General features: G+C 66.2%; 15 protein-coding genes. 10 read left to right on the forward strand and 5 right to left on the reverse strand.

Annotation, left to right across the window (positions count from 1 at the left end):
• The first annotated feature begins 179 nt into the window (after positions 1-179).
• A complete protein-coding gene (locus C7401_RS00925; protein WP_112169353.1) occupies positions 180-1622 on the forward strand; it encodes an NAD-dependent succinate-semialdehyde dehydrogenase in 1443 nt (480 codons plus the stop codon).
• 35 nt (positions 1623-1657) lie between these two features.
• On the opposite strand, the gene C7401_RS00930 is transcribed toward C7401_RS00925, so the two are convergent.
• Positions 1658-2056: a GFA family protein gene (locus C7401_RS00930; RefSeq protein WP_112169355.1), complete on the reverse strand. Its 399-nt coding sequence runs from the start codon at positions 2054-2056 to the stop codon at positions 1658-1660.
• A 239-nt stretch (positions 2057-2295) separates the two neighbouring features.
• Here C7401_RS00930 and C7401_RS00935 point away from each other — a divergent pair, with 239 nt between their 5' ends.
• Entirely contained in the window at positions 2296-3363 is a 1068-nt protein-coding gene (locus tag C7401_RS00935) for a catalase family peroxidase (protein WP_112169357.1), read from the forward strand.
• Complete coding sequence (locus C7401_RS00940) at positions 3360-3905, forward strand: cytochrome b (RefSeq protein ID WP_112169359.1); 546 nt, start codon at positions 3360-3362, stop codon at positions 3903-3905. Before C7401_RS00935 ends, C7401_RS00940 begins: the two co-directional genes overlap by 4 nt.
• A 78-nt stretch (positions 3906-3983) precedes the next feature.
• Here the strand turns inward: C7401_RS00940 and kdgT are convergent, their stop codons facing one another.
• Positions 3984-5000, reverse strand: coding sequence for a 2-keto-3-deoxygluconate transporter (kdgT, locus tag C7401_RS00945; RefSeq protein WP_112169361.1), 1017 nt, complete (start codon positions 4998-5000; stop codon positions 3984-3986).
• A 285-nt stretch (positions 5001-5285) separates the two neighbouring features.
• On the opposite strand from kdgT, the gene kduI reads away from it, so the two are divergent.
• From kduI to kdgR, 3 genes are all read left to right on the forward strand, one after another.
• Positions 5286-6122 carry a 5-dehydro-4-deoxy-D-glucuronate isomerase gene (kduI, locus tag C7401_RS00950; RefSeq protein ID WP_112169363.1) on the forward strand — a complete coding sequence of 279 codons (837 nt, stop codon included), beginning with the start codon at positions 5286-5288 and terminating at the stop codon, positions 6120-6122.
• Positions 6123-6225: 103 nt separating this feature from the next.
• A complete protein-coding gene (gene kduD, locus C7401_RS00955; protein ID WP_112169365.1) occupies positions 6226-6996 on the forward strand; it encodes a 2-dehydro-3-deoxy-D-gluconate 5-dehydrogenase KduD in 771 nt (256 codons plus the stop codon).
• Between the two features lie 178 nt (positions 6997-7174).
• Positions 7175-7996: a DNA-binding transcriptional regulator KdgR gene (gene kdgR, locus C7401_RS00960; protein WP_112169367.1), complete on the forward strand. Its 822-nt coding sequence runs from the start codon at positions 7175-7177 to the stop codon at positions 7994-7996.
• Here the strand turns inward: kdgR and C7401_RS00965 are convergent.
• From C7401_RS00965 to C7401_RS00975, 3 genes are read right to left on the reverse strand one after another with little or no spacing between them, the layout of a single operon-like run.
• The gene (locus C7401_RS00965) at positions 7993-9516 is read right to left on the reverse strand and encodes an efflux transporter outer membrane subunit (protein ID WP_112169369.1); all 1524 of its coding nucleotides are present in this window, start codon (positions 9514-9516) and stop codon (positions 7993-7995) included. The two genes, kdgR and C7401_RS00965, sit on opposite strands and share 4 nt — an antisense overlap.
• A 16-nt stretch (positions 9517-9532) precedes the next feature.
• On the reverse strand, positions 9533-11113 hold the full coding sequence (locus C7401_RS00970) for an MDR family MFS transporter (protein ID WP_112169371.1): 1581 nt from the start codon (positions 11111-11113) through the stop codon (positions 9533-9535).
• Positions 11106-12242, reverse strand: coding sequence for an HlyD family secretion protein (locus tag C7401_RS00975; protein WP_112169373.1), 1137 nt, complete (start codon positions 12240-12242; stop codon positions 11106-11108). Before C7401_RS00975 ends, C7401_RS00970 begins: the two co-directional genes overlap by 8 nt.
• 97 nt (positions 12243-12339) lie before the next feature.
• On the opposite strand from C7401_RS00975, the gene C7401_RS00980 reads away from it, so the two are divergent.
• The 4 genes from C7401_RS00980 to C7401_RS00995 all read left to right on the forward strand — a co-directional run bounded on the left by C7401_RS00980 (position 12340) and on the right by C7401_RS00995 (position 15222).
• Complete coding sequence (locus C7401_RS00980; protein ID WP_112169375.1) at positions 12340-13062, forward strand: CerR family C-terminal domain-containing protein; 723 nt, start codon at positions 12340-12342, stop codon at positions 13060-13062.
• A 112-nt stretch (positions 13063-13174) separates the two neighbouring features.
• The gene (locus C7401_RS00985; RefSeq protein ID WP_112169377.1) at positions 13175-13810 is read left to right on the forward strand and encodes a LysE family translocator; all 636 of its coding nucleotides are present in this window, start codon (positions 13175-13177) and stop codon (positions 13808-13810) included.
• 127 nt (positions 13811-13937) lie between these two features.
• Positions 13938-14504, forward strand: a complete 567-nt coding sequence (locus tag C7401_RS00990; RefSeq protein WP_112169379.1) for a TetR/AcrR family transcriptional regulator — start codon at positions 13938-13940, stop codon at positions 14502-14504.
• A 292-nt stretch (positions 14505-14796) separates the two neighbouring features.
• On the forward strand, positions 14797-15222 hold the full coding sequence (locus C7401_RS00995; protein ID WP_112169381.1) for an organic hydroperoxide resistance protein: 426 nt from the start codon (positions 14797-14799) through the stop codon (positions 15220-15222).
• Positions 15223-15282 lie beyond the last annotated feature (60 nt).

The following is a 15282-nucleotide window of genomic DNA, read 5'->3' on the forward strand; positions in this document are numbered from 1 at the left end:
TAGTGTGGGTTAAAAAGGGCCAATGTCTGCGGACATCGGCCCTTTCCGTTTGCCCCTCCTGCATCATCTGCGATCCGGTGGCACAATGGGCGCTCCGCATTTTCCGGCTCTGGCCTGTACGCGTTGCCGTGCGCGCGGCGAGAGCCTGTCGTTGAACCGTTGAAAAGGATCGTCCCATCATGAGTTCCAGCGTGAAGCCCTACCCCGACACCCAGATCTACATCGACGGCGCATGGCGCGCCGGCGCGAAGACGATTGCCGTGATCGACCCCGCGACCGAAGCGGAAATCGGCCGCCTGAGCCTCGCGAGCGAGCAGGACCTTTCCGATGCGGCCACCGCTGCCGAGCGCGCCTTCCGCGAATGGCGCAAGGTCTCGCCGCTCGAACGCAGCAAGCTCATGCGCCGCGCGGCGCAACTGCTGCGCGATCGCGCGGACGACATCGCCGCGATCATGACGCGCGAACAGGGCAAGCCGTTTGGCGAAGCGAAGCTCGAAACGCTCGCGGGCGGCGACACGATCGACTGGTTCGCCGAAGAAGGCCGCCGCACCTATGGCCGCGTGATTCCGTCGCGCTCGGACGCCGTTCGCCAGATCGTTACGCGCGAGCCGGTGGGCCCCGTCGCCGCATTCACGCCGTGGAACTTCCCGCTCAACCAGGCTGTGCGCAAGGTGTCGGCCGCGCTTGCCTCGGGCTGTACCGTCGTGCTCAAGGGACCGGAAGAAACGCCGGCAAGCTGCGCCGAACTCGTGAAGGTGTTCGTCGACGCGGGCCTGCCCGCGGGCGTGCTGAACCTCGTGTTCGGCGTGCCGGCCGAAGTCTCGTCGTACCTGATCGCGCACCCCGCTATCCGCAAGATCTCGTTCACGGGCTCGACGCCGGTGGGCAAGCTGCTCGCCTCGAAGGCCGGCGAGCACATGAAGCGCGCCACGATGGAACTGGGCGGCCACGCCCCGGCCATCGTGTTCGCCGACGCCGATGTGCCGCGCGCCGCCAAGCTGCTCGCAAGCGCCAAGTTCCGCAACGCGGGCCAGGTGTGCATCTCGCCCACGCGCTTCATGGTGGAAGACGCCGCATACGACGAGTTCGTCAAGCATTTCGTCGCGACCACGCGCGCGATCAAGGTGGGCAACGGTCTGGAAGACGGCGTGCAAATGGGCCCGCTCGCCAACGACCGCCGCCTCGCGGCAATGGAACGCCTCGTGGCCGACGCGCGCGAACAAGGCGCGAAGGTGCTCACGGGTGGCGAGCGCGTGGGCCGCGAAGGCTACTTCTTCGCGCCGACCGTGCTGACCGACGTGCCGCTCTCCGCGCGCATCATGAACGAAGAGCCGTTCGGCCCGCTCGCGCCGATCTCGCGTTTCTCCAGCTACAAGGACGCGATCGTCGAAGCGAACCGCCTGCCCTACGGCCTCGCCGCTTATGCGTACACGAGTTCGAGCGCGACCTCGGCCGCACTCTCCGACGACGTGGAAACCGGCATGCTGTCGATCAACCATCACGGCCTGGCCCTGCCGGAAACGCCGTTTGGCGGCGTGAAGGATTCGGGCTATGGCTCGGAAGGCGGCAGCGAAGCGATGGAAGCGTATCTCGTCACGAAGTTCGTTTCCGAGCATCGTTGATCGCTTCACGTTGAAAACGCGCGCGTTTCCCCGGCTCACGGCTCGGGAAGCGCGCGCGGATAGTGCGGCAAGCCGTCCGCGAGTTGCACCCAGGCGAGCTTTTGCGAAGTCCAGGTGTGATGCTCGGGCGGTGCGTCGTCGGGACGATCGAGCGTGCCCGTGGCCACGTCGATCTCGCCCGCGAACGCCGCATGCCGGTACGTGAGCGGCGTGCCGCACGCGGGGCAGAAGGCCCGCTCCACACCGGGACTCGACGCATGCGTCTTCGTTGCACCCGCAACGATCTGGAACGCATGCCACGGCACGCTGATCCAGCCGACGAACGGCGCCCCGGACGCGCGCCGGCAATCCACGCAATGACACACCGTGCTGCCGATCGGCGCAGCCGAAATCCGGTAGCGGACTTTTCCGCATAAACAGCCGCCAGTGAGCATCGCTCCCTCCATTGCGCAAGCGGACGTGCATTCATCGTATTCAAGGCTTTCAGCACTGTAAACCCAGACGATTTCACGCACTCGCGCAACGCGCATGGAATAGAACGCACTGAAGCGCTGTTGACGCCAGTAACGGCCCTCGGGCCATCGACTGGATCGATCATGCGTACCCTTGCACATCTTGCGCCGAGACTGGCTCCTGCGTCGCACCGCGCGCCGCCCCCGGCGGGAGCACGACCATGAGCCGCGCCGCCCTCTGCGTGCCATGCCGGCTCGCGGCCATTGCGGCCGTGGTGGGCTGCGCGGGCGCCGCGTTCGCCTGGACCGCCGGCTGGCTCACGCCGAAGCGCCTGAGCGCGCCCCATATCATCAATACGTTCGAGTCGAACTACGGCGTGCACGCGGGCTACCGCCGCAATCACGCCAAAGGCCTGTGCGTGGAGGGCTGGTTCGAGAGCAACGGCAACGGCGCGAGCGTTTCGCGCGCTGCCGTGTTCGCGCCGGGACGCACGCCCGTGATCGGACGCTTCGCGATTCCCGGCAGCAACCCCGCCGCGCCCGACGCGAGCACGCCCGTCCGCAGCATGGCGCTGCTATTCCAGTTGCAGGACGGCGAGCAATGGCGCACGGGTATGAATTCCGCGCCGATCTTTGTCGTTCGCACCCCGAAGCAGTTCTATAACCAGCTCCTCGCCTCGAAGCCCAACCCGGCCACGGGCAAGCCCGACCCCGCGAAGCTCGACGCCTTCTTCCAGGCGAACCCGGAAACACTGCCGTTTCGCAACTGGGTCAAGGCGCACCCGCCCGCCTCCAGCCTCGCGAACACGGGGTTCTACAGCATCAACGCATTCCTTGCGACCGATGCCGCCGGGCAGACCCGCGCCGTGCGCTGGCAGACCGTGCCGGAGGTCGCCTATGCGCCGCAAACGGCAGGGCAAAAAGCCGACCCGAACTTTCTCGCCGACGACCTCAATGCACGCCTCGCGGCGGGCCCGTTGCGCTGGCGTCTCGTGCTCACGGTCGCCGCGCCCGGCGACCCCACGAACGACGCCACCCAGCAATGGCCGGCCGAGCGCCAGCAGATCGACGCGGGCACGCTCGTGCTGCACCACGCCGAACCGCAAAGCAACGGCATGTGCCGCGACGTGAACTACGACCCGACGATCTTGCCCGAAGGCCTCAAGCCTTCCGACGATCCGTTGCTCGCCGCACGTTCCGCAGCCTATTCCGTATCGTTCAATCGACGCACGCGCGAAGAAGCCGCTCAGCCGGGACTCGCGCAAACGCATGGAGGCGCCCAGCCATGAAGCAACAAGGTCAACACTTCAGCGCGCTCCAGCGCCTCCTGCACTGGTCGATGGCAGTCCTGATCGTCACGATGCTGTTCGTGGGCGTGGGAATGGTATCGACGGTTTCGCGGCTCCACGAAAGCCTGATCGCGCTGCACCGGCCGCTGGGCATCGCGTTGCTCTCGCTCGTGATCGTGCGCCTGGTCGTGCGGCTCACGCGCGGCGCGCCGCCCTTGCCCGCCGATCTGCCCGTGTGGCAACGCCTCGGTGCGCATGCCTCGCACCTCGCGCTCTATGCATTGATGATCGCGATGCCGTTGATCGGCTGGTCGATGCTGTCCGCCGGCGGCTATCCTGTCGTGATGTTCGGCGGCGTGCATCTGCCGCCCATCGTGCCGCGCGACGTCGCGCTCTATGCGTGGCTGCGCGCCGCGCACACGTGGCTCGCCATGGCGCTTTATGCGACCGTGCTGCTGCACCTGGCGGCCGCGCTCTTTCACGCGCTCATCCGGCGTGACGGTGTGCTCGCCAGCATGGCGCGCGGCGAGGCGCGCGGTTGAAACGAAGTTAAAGCGGGCCGACTGCGCACAGCGTGCGCGGTCGGCCCCTTCAAGAATCAAGCGTGACTCAGACGTGACTCAGACGTGAGCGTCGCGCCCCGCAACGGGCGGCACGGGCGGCTCCATGAGTTCCTGGAGCAGCGCATCGCGCGCGCTTCTCCTGCGCACCCACAGCGCCGTGAGAATCGGCACGAGAATCGCGGTCACGAGGCAGGCGGTGGCGACCATGGCCGTCGCTGCGGGCACGAGCGGCTTGAAGCTCGGAATCATCTCGCCGATGATGGCCGGATTCGCAACCGCGGCGCCCGCCGTGGACGACGCCGCGAGCCCCGCCGCGCCATTGCCGCCCGCGATCCAGCGGTCCGCGAGAATCAGCGGAATGCCGGTGACGACGATCACGCCGAGCCCGAGCACCACGCCCGAGAAGCCGCTCGCCACGATCACATTGAGGTCGATGCCGTTGCCAAGCGCGAAGCCGAAAAACGGAATCAGCGGGTGCACGCAGCGCCCGAACAACTCGCGCAGATCGTGGTCGAGATTGCCCAGCACAAACCCCACGAGAAACGGCAGCACCGCGCCGACGAACAGTCGCGGCTCGAAGAAGGCCACGCCCGTCGCACCGAGAATGATCATGCTGACAAGCGGCCCCGATTCGACTGACATCAGCACAAACGCGCCCGCCTCTTCTTTCGTGCCGTACTGCTGCATCACGGCTGCGTAGAGACCGCCGTTGGTCATGTCCATCGAGGTCGTGATGGCGAGCACCGAGAGCCCGGCGAAGAGGCCGGTCTTGATGCCGTCCACGGGAATGAAACGCGCGGCGATCAGGGTGGCGATCCACGCCACGATCATCTTCGTGACGAGCAGCGTGCCGGACTTGCGCAGCACCGTGCCGGTCGCGCGCAGGTCGATGGTCGCGCCCATGCAGAAGAACCACACCGCGAGAATCGGCACGGTGCCGGCGATCAATCCATTGGTGAACGAACCAAAGTACTTGCCGGCGCCCGGCGCGAACGTATGAACGCACGCGCCCAGCAGCAGCGGCACCAGCATCAGGCCGCCTGGTATGCGGTCTATCGCCTTCTTCAGCTTCATGCCTCCTCCTTGGACTACGCATCCGGTGGCCGGATCGGCACGCTGGTGCGTCCGGCTTTTTCTCGGGTCTCCCTTTTCGGAACAGAATAGCAGCGTGAAAGGAACGTCGTTCCGATTTTTAAGTGCGAAATCGTCAACGTTTACCCGCGAGCGATCCACTATGTGGGCAGATCCCTTGCCAAGCTGACTTGGGCGGCGCAACATTTCCGGACCGATGTTCCGAAAACGACAATCTGCACTATAGTCCACGAGAAACGGTGCGCCGCCCATCCGACGGAGACATGCATGGAAGTCAGACAAAGCGTCAACAGCGAATACGCGAAGTCACTCGACACTGCGGGCCTGCGCCGCGAATTCCTGATCGAGCAGGTGTTCGAACCCGACGCGCTCACGCTCACTTACAGTCACGTGGATCGCATCATCGTGGGCGGCGCGTTCCCGGCCACGCGCACGGTCGAAGTGCCCGCCGCGCTCGGCAAGTCGATCGGCGTGGGCTATCTGCTAGAGCGGCGCGAACTGGGCGCGATCAATATCGGCGGCGACGGCTGGGTGGACGTGGACGGCGTGCGCCATACGGTGCGCAACGAGGAGGCGATCTATATCGGCAAAGGCGCGCAGGCCGTAGCGTTCGGCAGCGACGACGCGGCGCGCCCCGCCAGGTTCTATCTCAACTGCGCGCCCGCGCACACCACGTATCCCACGCGCACCATTTCGCTCTCCGAAGCATCGCCACAAACGCTCGGCGACGCCGCCACCAGCAATCGCCGCACGATCCACAAGTTCATCGTGCCCGAGGTCCTGCCCACCTGCCAGCTTTCGATGGGTATGACGAAGCTGGAACCCGGCAGCCTCTGGAACACCATGCCGTGCCACACGCACGAACGGCGCATGGAGGTGTACTTCTACTTCAACGTGGCCGAAGACGCCGCGGTCTTCCACATGATGGGCGAGCCGCATGAAACGCGGCACATTCTCGTGCATAACGAGCAGGCCGTGATCTCGCCGAGCTGGTCGATCCATTCGGGTGTCGGCACGCGCGCCTATACGTTCATCTGGGGCATGGTCGGCGAAAACCAGGTATTCGGCGACATGGACCATCTCGCCGTGCGCGAGCTGCGCTGAGCGCGCATTCCGGTCGCGAAGGTTCGTATCGGAAACCAGGAAACATTTCATATCGGCACAAGCCGGCACACACCGGCACGCATCGACAGGGGGCCGCCCGCTCATGGCATTCAGCACGTTCAATCCGTTCGATCTCAGCGGCAAGGTCGCGATCGTCACCGGCAGCAATACGGGCCTGGGGGCGGGCATGGCGCTCGCGCTCGCGCAGGCCGGTTGCGACATCGTCGGCGTCTGCCGGGCTGATCCCGGCGAGACGCCCGCGCGCGTCGAGGCCGCCGGGCGCCGCTTCGTCGAGGTGCGTGCCGACCTCTCCTCGGTCGCGGCGGTGGACGACATCTTGGGCGCGGCCGTCGAGGCATGCGGGCGGCTCGACATCCTCGTGAACAACGCGGGCATCATCCGTCGCGACGACGCCCTCACGTTCGGCGAGGACGACTGGGACGCCGTCATGGACGTGAACCTCAAAAGCGTGTTCTTTCTCGCCCAGGCCGCCGCGCGCCGTTTCGTGGCGCAGGGCGGCGGCGGCAAGATCATCAACATCGCGTCGATGCTGTCGTTTCAGGGCGGGATTCGCGTGGCCTCGTACACGGCCTCGAAAAGCGGTGTGCTCGGCCTCACGCGCTTGCTCGCGAACGAATGGGCCGCACACGGCGTGAACGTCAACGCGATCGCGCCCGGTTACATGGCGACGGCGAACACGGCCGCATTGCGCGACGACGCACAGCGCAACGGCGAGATCCTCAGCCGCATTCCCGCGGGCCGCTGGGGCGCACCCGACGATCTCGCCGGTCCCGTAGTGTTTCTCGCGTCGGCGGCCTCGGACTACGTGCACGGCCACACGCTCGCCGTGGACGGCGGCTGGCTTGCGCGCTAGCGCACGCGGCGCGCGCCGGACGCGGTATGCTCCCGTTAGATATCGATACGGACCGGAAACAATGGCGGCAACGTTGGAAAAAGCGGCAGTGAAGGCAGGTAAAGCAGCAGGTAAAGCAGCAAATAAGGCGGCAGATAAAGCGACAGGCAAAGCGCGGCGTGCCGCGCAGGAGCACGCAATGAACGAAACGGACTGCGGCACGGAAAAAGGCGAATCGGCCTCGTCAATCGGCCGTGTGTTCGCGATCCTCGGCGCGCTCGGCGAAAAGGGGCCGGTCGGCATCAGCGAGCTGTCGCAGCGCCTCGCGCTCTCCAAGACCACCGTGCACCGCGTGCTGCAAACGCTCAAGGCGCTGGGCTATGTCGCGCAGGAAGTCGAGACCGACCGCTATCGTCTGACGATCCGGCTGTTCGAGCTTGGCGCAAAGGCGCTGGAGAACGTCGACCTCGTGCGCGAGGCCGACCTCGAAATGCGCCATATCGCGCAGGCCACGCGCGAAGCGGTCCACCTCGGCGCGTTCGACGAGGACGCGATCATCTACATCCACAAGATCGACTGCGACTACGGCTTGCGCATGCAGTCGCGTATCGGCCGGCGCAATCCGCTGCACAGCACCGCGATCGGCAAGGTGCTGCTCGCCTTCATGCCGCCCGCCGACGCCCAGGAAACGCTGTCCCATGTGGAATTCCGCAAATCGACGCAAAAAACGCTGTCCTCCGCGGATGCGGTGCTGAGCATTCTCCCGCACGTGCGCGAGCAGGGTTTCGGCGAGGATAACGAGGAGCAGGAAGAAGGTTTGCAGTGCCTGGCAGTGCCGGTGTTCGACCGCTTCGGACATGTGATCGCCGGGCTGTCGATTTCGTTTCCGACCATGCGCTGCGGCGCCGACACGAAGGCGCACTACGTCGCGCTGCTCAAGCGCGCGGGCGCGGCCATCTCGGCGCGGCTGGGTTATCGCGAGCCGGCCGCGCACGAACATGCGCCCGCGGAGCCAGGTTAGCCTGCCTGGCCTGGCGTGGCGGGCGTGGCAGTCTGCCAGCCCAGGCCCAGGCTTTTCTGCAACGACACGAAGTCCTTGAGCAAATCGGCCTGGCCCGACACCACGTTCTGCCGCGCGAGAAACTCCGTACGCTGCGTGTCGAGCAGATCGACGAGGCTCGACGCCCCCGCGCGATAGCGCTGGCGCATGAGCGTGGCCGAACGCTCGGCGGACGTCTGCACTTTCTGCAACGTGACCAGATGCTCGCGCTGGTAGCCATAGCGCGAGAGCGACGCGTTCGCGTCCTGTAGCGCGGCGAGCACGGCTTTTTCATAGCGTGCCTCGGCTTCGTCGCGCGAGGCTTGCGCCCCGTGCACCGCGCCCAGCGTGCGGCCAAAGTCGAACAGATTCCACTGAAGGTACGGGACGCCCACCCAGCTGAAATTGCTCTTGCGGAACAGGTGCCCCGGCTGCGCGGCGGAAAAGCCGAGATCGCCGAACAGCGTGAGCTTGGGCAGGAAATCCGCGACATGCTCGCCGATCTGCGCGTTGCTCGAAGCAAGACGCCGTTCCGCCGCGCGGATGTCGGGGCGTTGCGCGAGCATCGTGGTGGGGTCGGTCACGCTCACGCTCGCGGGCAGCGCGGGCAGCGGCTGCGCCGTGGCAAGCTGCGCGTCGAGCGCGCCCGGCGCCTGGCCGGTGAGCACCGCGAGCTGATCCAGCGAAATCTCCACTTGCGCCGCGAGCGGCGTGATCGTGGAGCGCGTGTTTTCCACCTGCGTGGTGAGACGCTCCACATCCACCTCGGCCGCGGTACCGCCCGCGCGGCGCTGCTCGGTGAGCGTGAGCATCTCCTGTTGCAGGTCGGCCGTGCGCTGCGCGATCGCGAGGCGCTGCTGTTCGTCGCGCAGGTCGATGTAGGCCTGCGCCACCTCGGCGGCGAGCGATACCTGGGTGTCCGCAAGATCGGCGTCGACGGCGTCGGCTTCGTCGCTGGCCGCCTCCACCGCGCGGCGCGTGCCGCCGAACAAATCGATCTCCCACGAAGCGTCGAAGCCCGCCGTGTAGAACGTAATCGGCCCGCGCCCCGACGACGTGCTCTGGCTCCCGCCGCTGCTCTGGTCCTGCCCCGAGCTGCCGCTCGACGACGAGAAGCTGCTCAGGTTGGGCTGGCGCATGCGGATCGCGGCGGCGCTCGCGCCGATCTTCGGCAATTCGGCTGCGCGCTGCTGTTGCAGTTGTGCGCGCGATGCGCGCAGCCGCGCCTGTGCGGCACGCAAGTCAGGATTGTGCGCGAGCGCCGCGTCGATCAGCGCATTGAGTTGCGGGTCGTCCAAGGCGAGCCACCACTGGCTCGGCGCATGCGTGGGCGTCACGCCCTGCGCGGGCGTGCGCACGAACGAGGCGGCGCTCGCCGCTTCGGGCGCAACAGCCGGGGCGCCGCGATAGTCGGGGCCCACGGTGCAGGCGGCCAGCGCGCAGGCGGCCGCCAGCACGCTCAGCGTGGCGGAAGGAAATAGGAGGTAACGGGTTGCCGTCATGTGTCAGGAATAATCTTTAGTGGCCGGCCGACGGCGCCTGCGCGCCGGGTTCCGGCTTCTTGAGCAGGAGCGCGAGCGGCACGCACGCTGCAAGAGCGATGCCGAGCACCCAGAATGTTTCGGAGAACGTGATAACCATCGCCTGTTGCTGGATCTGCGCGGCGATCTGGCCTAGCGAGCGCATCTGCGAGTACGCCATGTCGCCCGTTTGCGCAAACCAGTTCGCCGCCCCCGCCGCCACGCGCTCCTGGCCAATGAGCGAATTGCCGCTGATCGATTCGCGGAGCACCGCCGTATGGAAAGACTCGCGCCGGTCGATGAGCGTGCCGATGATCGCCAGCCCGACCGACCCGCCCAGATTGCGCGCCATGTTGTAGAGCCCGGCCGCGTCGCCGGAATCCTCGCGCGAGACGGCGGCCATGGAAGCCTGGTTGAGCGGCATCATCGCCAGCATTTGCGCCACGCCGCGCACGAGCTGCGACCAGACGAAATCGTGGCCTACGCTCTGCGCCGTGAGCGAGATGTCGAGCATGCAACTGAACGTGAAGAGCAACAAGCCGGACACCACCAGCACGCGAAAATCCACCTTGCCGAGCAGGCGCGGCAAGATCGGCATCATGAGAAACGCGGGCAGCCCGGAGAGCAGCATGATCGCGCCCGCCTGCTCGGCGTTGTAGCCGGCAATGAGGCTCAGGAACTGGGGCAGCAGGTAAGAGATGCCGTAAAGCCCCGCCCCCACCGCGAACACAATGACGATCACGCTCGCATAGCGCGGGTTGCGCATGAGCGAAAGACGCAGGATGGGCTTCTTCGCGGTGAACTGCGAAAGCGCAATGAGCGCCATGCCCGCGAGCGAGACCCATGTGAGCATGACGATGTAGTGCGACTCGAACCAGCGTTCGCGCTGCCCTTCTTCCAGCACGACGGTCAGCGAGCTCAGACCCACCGCCAGCCCGGTAATGCCGAGCCAGTCGGCCTTGAAGAAGGCCTCCCAGTGCGGGCGGTCGGGTTCGAGCCCGACGATCAGCAGCGTGATGAGCGCGAGACAAACGGGCAGGTTGATGAAGAAGCACCAGCTCCAGCTGATGTTTTCCGCGAGCCAGCCGCCGACCACGGGCCCGAGCAGCGGGCCGAGCAGCACGATCAGGCCGAACACGGTCATGCCCACGGGCAACTGCGAGAGCGGCAGGCGCGTGCGGATGATGGTCTGCCCCGTGGGGATCATCGCGCCGCCCGTGAAGCCCTGGCCGATACGTCCGGCGATCATCATGCCAAGCGAGCTGGACCAGCCGCACATCATCGAAAAGCCGATGAAAAGCGCCGAATTCACGAGCAGGAAATTTCGCAGTCCGAACACCCGGGTGAGCCAGGCGGCAAGCGGAATCATCACGATCTCGGACATCAGGTAGCCCGTGGAGATCCACGTGCCCTCGGTGCCCGTCGCGCCAATTTCGCCCTGGATCTGCGGCAGCGCCGAGTTCGTGATCGAGATGTCGAGCGTCGCCATCAGCGCGCCGAGCGCGCCCGCCGCGACGGCCACCCAGTCGGCCACGCTCGCGCGCTCACCATGAGGATGCGGCACGGCCGCCTCAGCCATGGTGGTTCTCTTGTTCGATGCGGCGGTCGTCCTCTCGCGCCGAACGCGTGTCGACATCGACCGTCACCGACATGCCCGGCAACAGCACGCTGCGCGTCTCGGGCCCGGTGTCGAGGCGAATGCGCACCGGCACGCGCTGCACGATCTTCGTGAAGTTGCCGGTGGCGTTCTCGGGCGGCAGCAGCGCGAACTGCGCGCCGGTGCCAGGCGAGAAGCTGTCCACCACGCCGTGCAGCGTATGGCCGGGCAGCGCGTCGACATGAAGTTCAACGGGCTGGCCCGCGCGCATGCGGCCGATCTGCGTTTCCTTGAAGTTCGCCGTGAGATAGGTGCTCTGCACCGGCACGACGGTCAGCATGCGCGTGCCCGGCTGCACGTACTGGCCCACGCGCACGGTGCGGTCGCCCACGCGGCCCGCGAGCGCGCTCTTCACCACGGTGTTGTCGAGGTCGAGCTGGGACTGCGCGGCGTTCGCCCGCGCGGCTTCGAGCTGCGCGCGCGCCTGGGAAAGCTGCGCATCGAGCGCGGCGATCTGCGAGCGCGAGGAAATCACGGCGGCCGCGTCGGCGGCGAGCGTGGCCTGGGCCTTGTCGCGATTGCTCTTGAGTTCGGCGAGACGCTCGGTCGTTTCCGCGCCGCTGGCCGCGAGCGGCGTATAGCGCGCCACCTCGTCGTTCGCGTGGCGCAGGCTCACTTGCGCCACTTGCTGCTGCGCCTCGGCCTGCGCGACGTTCGCGTGCTGCTGCTCGATTTGCGCCTGCGCGTGCTCGATGTCCGCCGTGCGCGCGTCCACCGTTGCGCGCGCCTGGTCGAGCGCCACCTGGTACTGGCGCGCGTCGAGCTTCACGAGCGGATCGCCCGCCTTCACGGCCTGGTTGTCGGCCACGTAGACGTCCGTCACATAGCCGCTCACCTTGGGCGCGATCGTCACGCTGTCGGCTTGCAGATAGGCGTCGTCGGTCGATTCGATGAAGCGGCCGACGAGCCACCAGCGCCCGAGCCAGAGCGAAGCGGCGACAAGCGCCACGAGGCCCAGCAGGATCAGGAGGGTTCGTTTCGCCCCGCGCCGCTCGGGCGCGGCGGCGGCGTCCGGCACTTCGCGCCCAGGCGCGCCAGCAGTCGTAGACATGTCGTCGTTATCTCAATTTATTCCAGTCGGCAAAATTATTCCATTTGGAAAAATTGTGTCAAGTGTTATATTTCGCGACAGCGAAGAAAGGAAACACATGAGCGAAGGAAAGAGACTGCGGCGGCCGTCCGAAGGCGGCTATGCACGCGGGGACGAGACACGCCGCAAGATCATCGAGGCGGCCATTGCCCTGTTCGGACAGCACGGCTTCGACGGCGCGTCCACGCGCGACATCGCCGCGCGCGCGGGCGTCAACGCGCCGGCGTTGCAGTACTACTTCGAGAACAAGGAAGGGCTTTATCGCGCGTGCGCCGAGTGGATCGCCGACGAGTCGTGGCAGGCGTTCGAGCCGGCGGTGCAACGCGCGCGCGCGGCACTCTCGGACAACAGGGACACCGAAGCGCTGATCGACGCGTTCATCGACATCCAGTCGGCCGTGGCCGATCGCAGCTTCGTCAAGCGCCACGAGCCGGACCAGCGGCTCTTTTTCGCGCGCGAACAGGGCGGCGGCGAGCCCGAAATCGGCTCGGAGGTTCTGCGCGAGCGCGTACGCACGCCGCTCAACGAGATCAACGTCCAGTTGCTCGAACGCATCACCGGCATGCCCGCGCACGACCAGCTCACCGTCGTGCGCATGTTCAGCCTGTACGGGCAGTTTCTGCTGTTCTTCATTGCGCGCGGCTCGACGCTTGCGATGCTCCAATGGGACGACATCGATGCGGAAAAGGCCGAGTTTCTGAAAGCCAGTGTCGCGGACCAGACGCGCGTGCTGCTGCGCCACTGGAACCGCGAGCGCGACGCGCACAATCAATCAAGATAACTAAGCATTGTTCGGGCGGCCGGCATGATCCGCGCGCCCGTCTTGCAGGTGCTGCGCTACCCGCCGCAGCGTGCTAATGTTCTGGGTTCCCGTCACTGCCGGAGCCCCCGTCATGTCGCCCCTCGCCGCTGTCGCCAGCATTCTCCTCGCCGTTCTGCTCGGGGCCATGAGCCCCGGCCCGAGTTTCGTGCTGGTCGCGCGCAACTCGATTGGCCTCTCGCGCCAGGACGGCGTGGCCACCGCGCTCGGCATGGGCACCGGCGCGATCTGCTTTGCCGGCATCGCGCTCGCCGGGCTCTATACCGTGCTCGCCACCGTGGCATGGCTGTACGCGGCGCTGAAGATCGCCGGCGGCGCCTATCTGCTCTATATCGCTGCGCGCATCTGGCGCGGCGCGGGCTCGCCCGTCACGGTGAGCCACACGGCAACGGCGGGCGAGCGCCCCGGCCGGTCGTACTGGAGCGGCCTCACCACCCAGTTGAGCAACCCGAAAACGGCCATCGCCTACGGCGGTATTTTCGTGGCGCTGCTGCCGCAGCACCCGCCCCTCTGGTGCTACTTCGCCCTGCCGCCGCTCGTGTTCGTGATCGAAACGGGCTGGTACACGGTGGTGGCGCTGTGCTTTTCGAGCCAGCGCCCGCGCGACCTCTACCTGCGCGCCAAGAGCGGGATCGACCGCATCGCGGCGGGCGCCATCGCGGCGCTCGGCTTGCGGCTCATCATCGGCGCGGGTCACCGCGGGATCTGAACCCAACCCGGTCAGACTGAGCTGACCGGCTCGCGGCGCGGCCCTGCCGCCGCGCCGCCCCGAAGTTTTTCGCATTTTTGTGGGCAGGCGCTTGACAATCTATCTTCCAGTAGATAAATTGGAGTCCATGGAAACGAAGTCGACAGTGCGGGAGCAGATTCTCGACCACGCCATCACACTCATGATGCTGCGCGGGTACAACGGTTTCAGCTATCGCGATCTGTCCGAGCTGGTGGGCGTGAAAACGTCGAGCATTCACTACTACTTCCCGTCGAAAGACGACCTCGTGCTGGAAGCGGTGAACCAGTACAGCAGCGAGGTCATGGCGGGATTGCAGTCGATCGACGCAGCGCTGCCCGCAGGCGAAAAGCTGGCGACGTACACGCGGCTGTTCGGCAAGACGCTGGGCGACGGCGATCAGATCTGTCTGTGCGGCATGCTGGCCGCCGACATCGAGTCGCTGCCCGAAAGCGTGCGAGAAGCGGTGCAGGCGTTCTTCCGCGCCAACGAAAGCTGGCTGGCCGCCGTGCTGGCCCAGGGCGCGAAGGAAGGCACGCTGGTGGTGAAGGGCAAGCCCGAGAGCGCGGGCCGCACGTTGTTCGCGGCGTTGCAGGGCAGCGTGCTCGCCAGCCGGTTGTTTCATACGAAGTCGCGCCTTGAAGACGTCGAAGCCATGTGGCGCGTGGCTCACTGAAGGATCGAAGCGATTCGAAGCCCGCAAGCCGGGGCGGCCCGCCGCCCCATTCATTGCGCAGTTTTATCTATCTTCTGATAGATAGTTGAAGAAAGGAGCATGATGAACGTGCTTCTCCGACCGGAAATCTATCTGACGCCAGGCAGGCTGCAAAAGTTGACGATCGTAAATTCGTAAGCCCTGATTTTTTGCTGGACCCTGGTGCACATGGTTGTCGCCATGCACCGCTAAATTGAAAGCCGTATTGAGCCGTACCTTCAACCCAACGTCTTTGCTCAACAAGGAACCCATCATGTCGATCGAAAAAGTCCTCTACCGCGCAGAAGCCAACGTCACCGGCGGCCGCGACGGCCGCGCCGTGATCCCCGCCAGCAACCTGGACCTCAAGCTGACCACGCCGCGCGAACTGGGCGGTGCAGGGGGCGACGGCACGAACCCCGAGCAGCTGTTCGCCGCGGGTTACAGCGCATGTTTTATCGGCGCGATGAAGTTCGTCTCGGCGCGCGACAAGATCGCCCTGCCCGCCGATCTCTCGATCACCGGCAACGTGGGCATCGGCCAGATTCCGAATGGCTTCGGCATTGAAGTCGAGCTGAAGATCTCGCTGCCCGGCATGGACCGCGCGGCCGCCCAGGCGCTCGTCGACAAGGCCCACATCGTGTGCCCGTACTCGAACGCCACGCGCGGCAACATCGACGTGACGCTCACGATCGTTTAAGGCGCAGGCTCCACGAGAGCGCGCTGCCGTAAAAACGAGGGGCCGCCATGAGCGGCCCTT

This window comes from Paraburkholderia unamae (assembly GCF_003268775.1).
GTDB classification, from domain to species: domain Bacteria; phylum Pseudomonadota; class Gammaproteobacteria; order Burkholderiales; family Burkholderiaceae; genus Paraburkholderia; species Paraburkholderia unamae.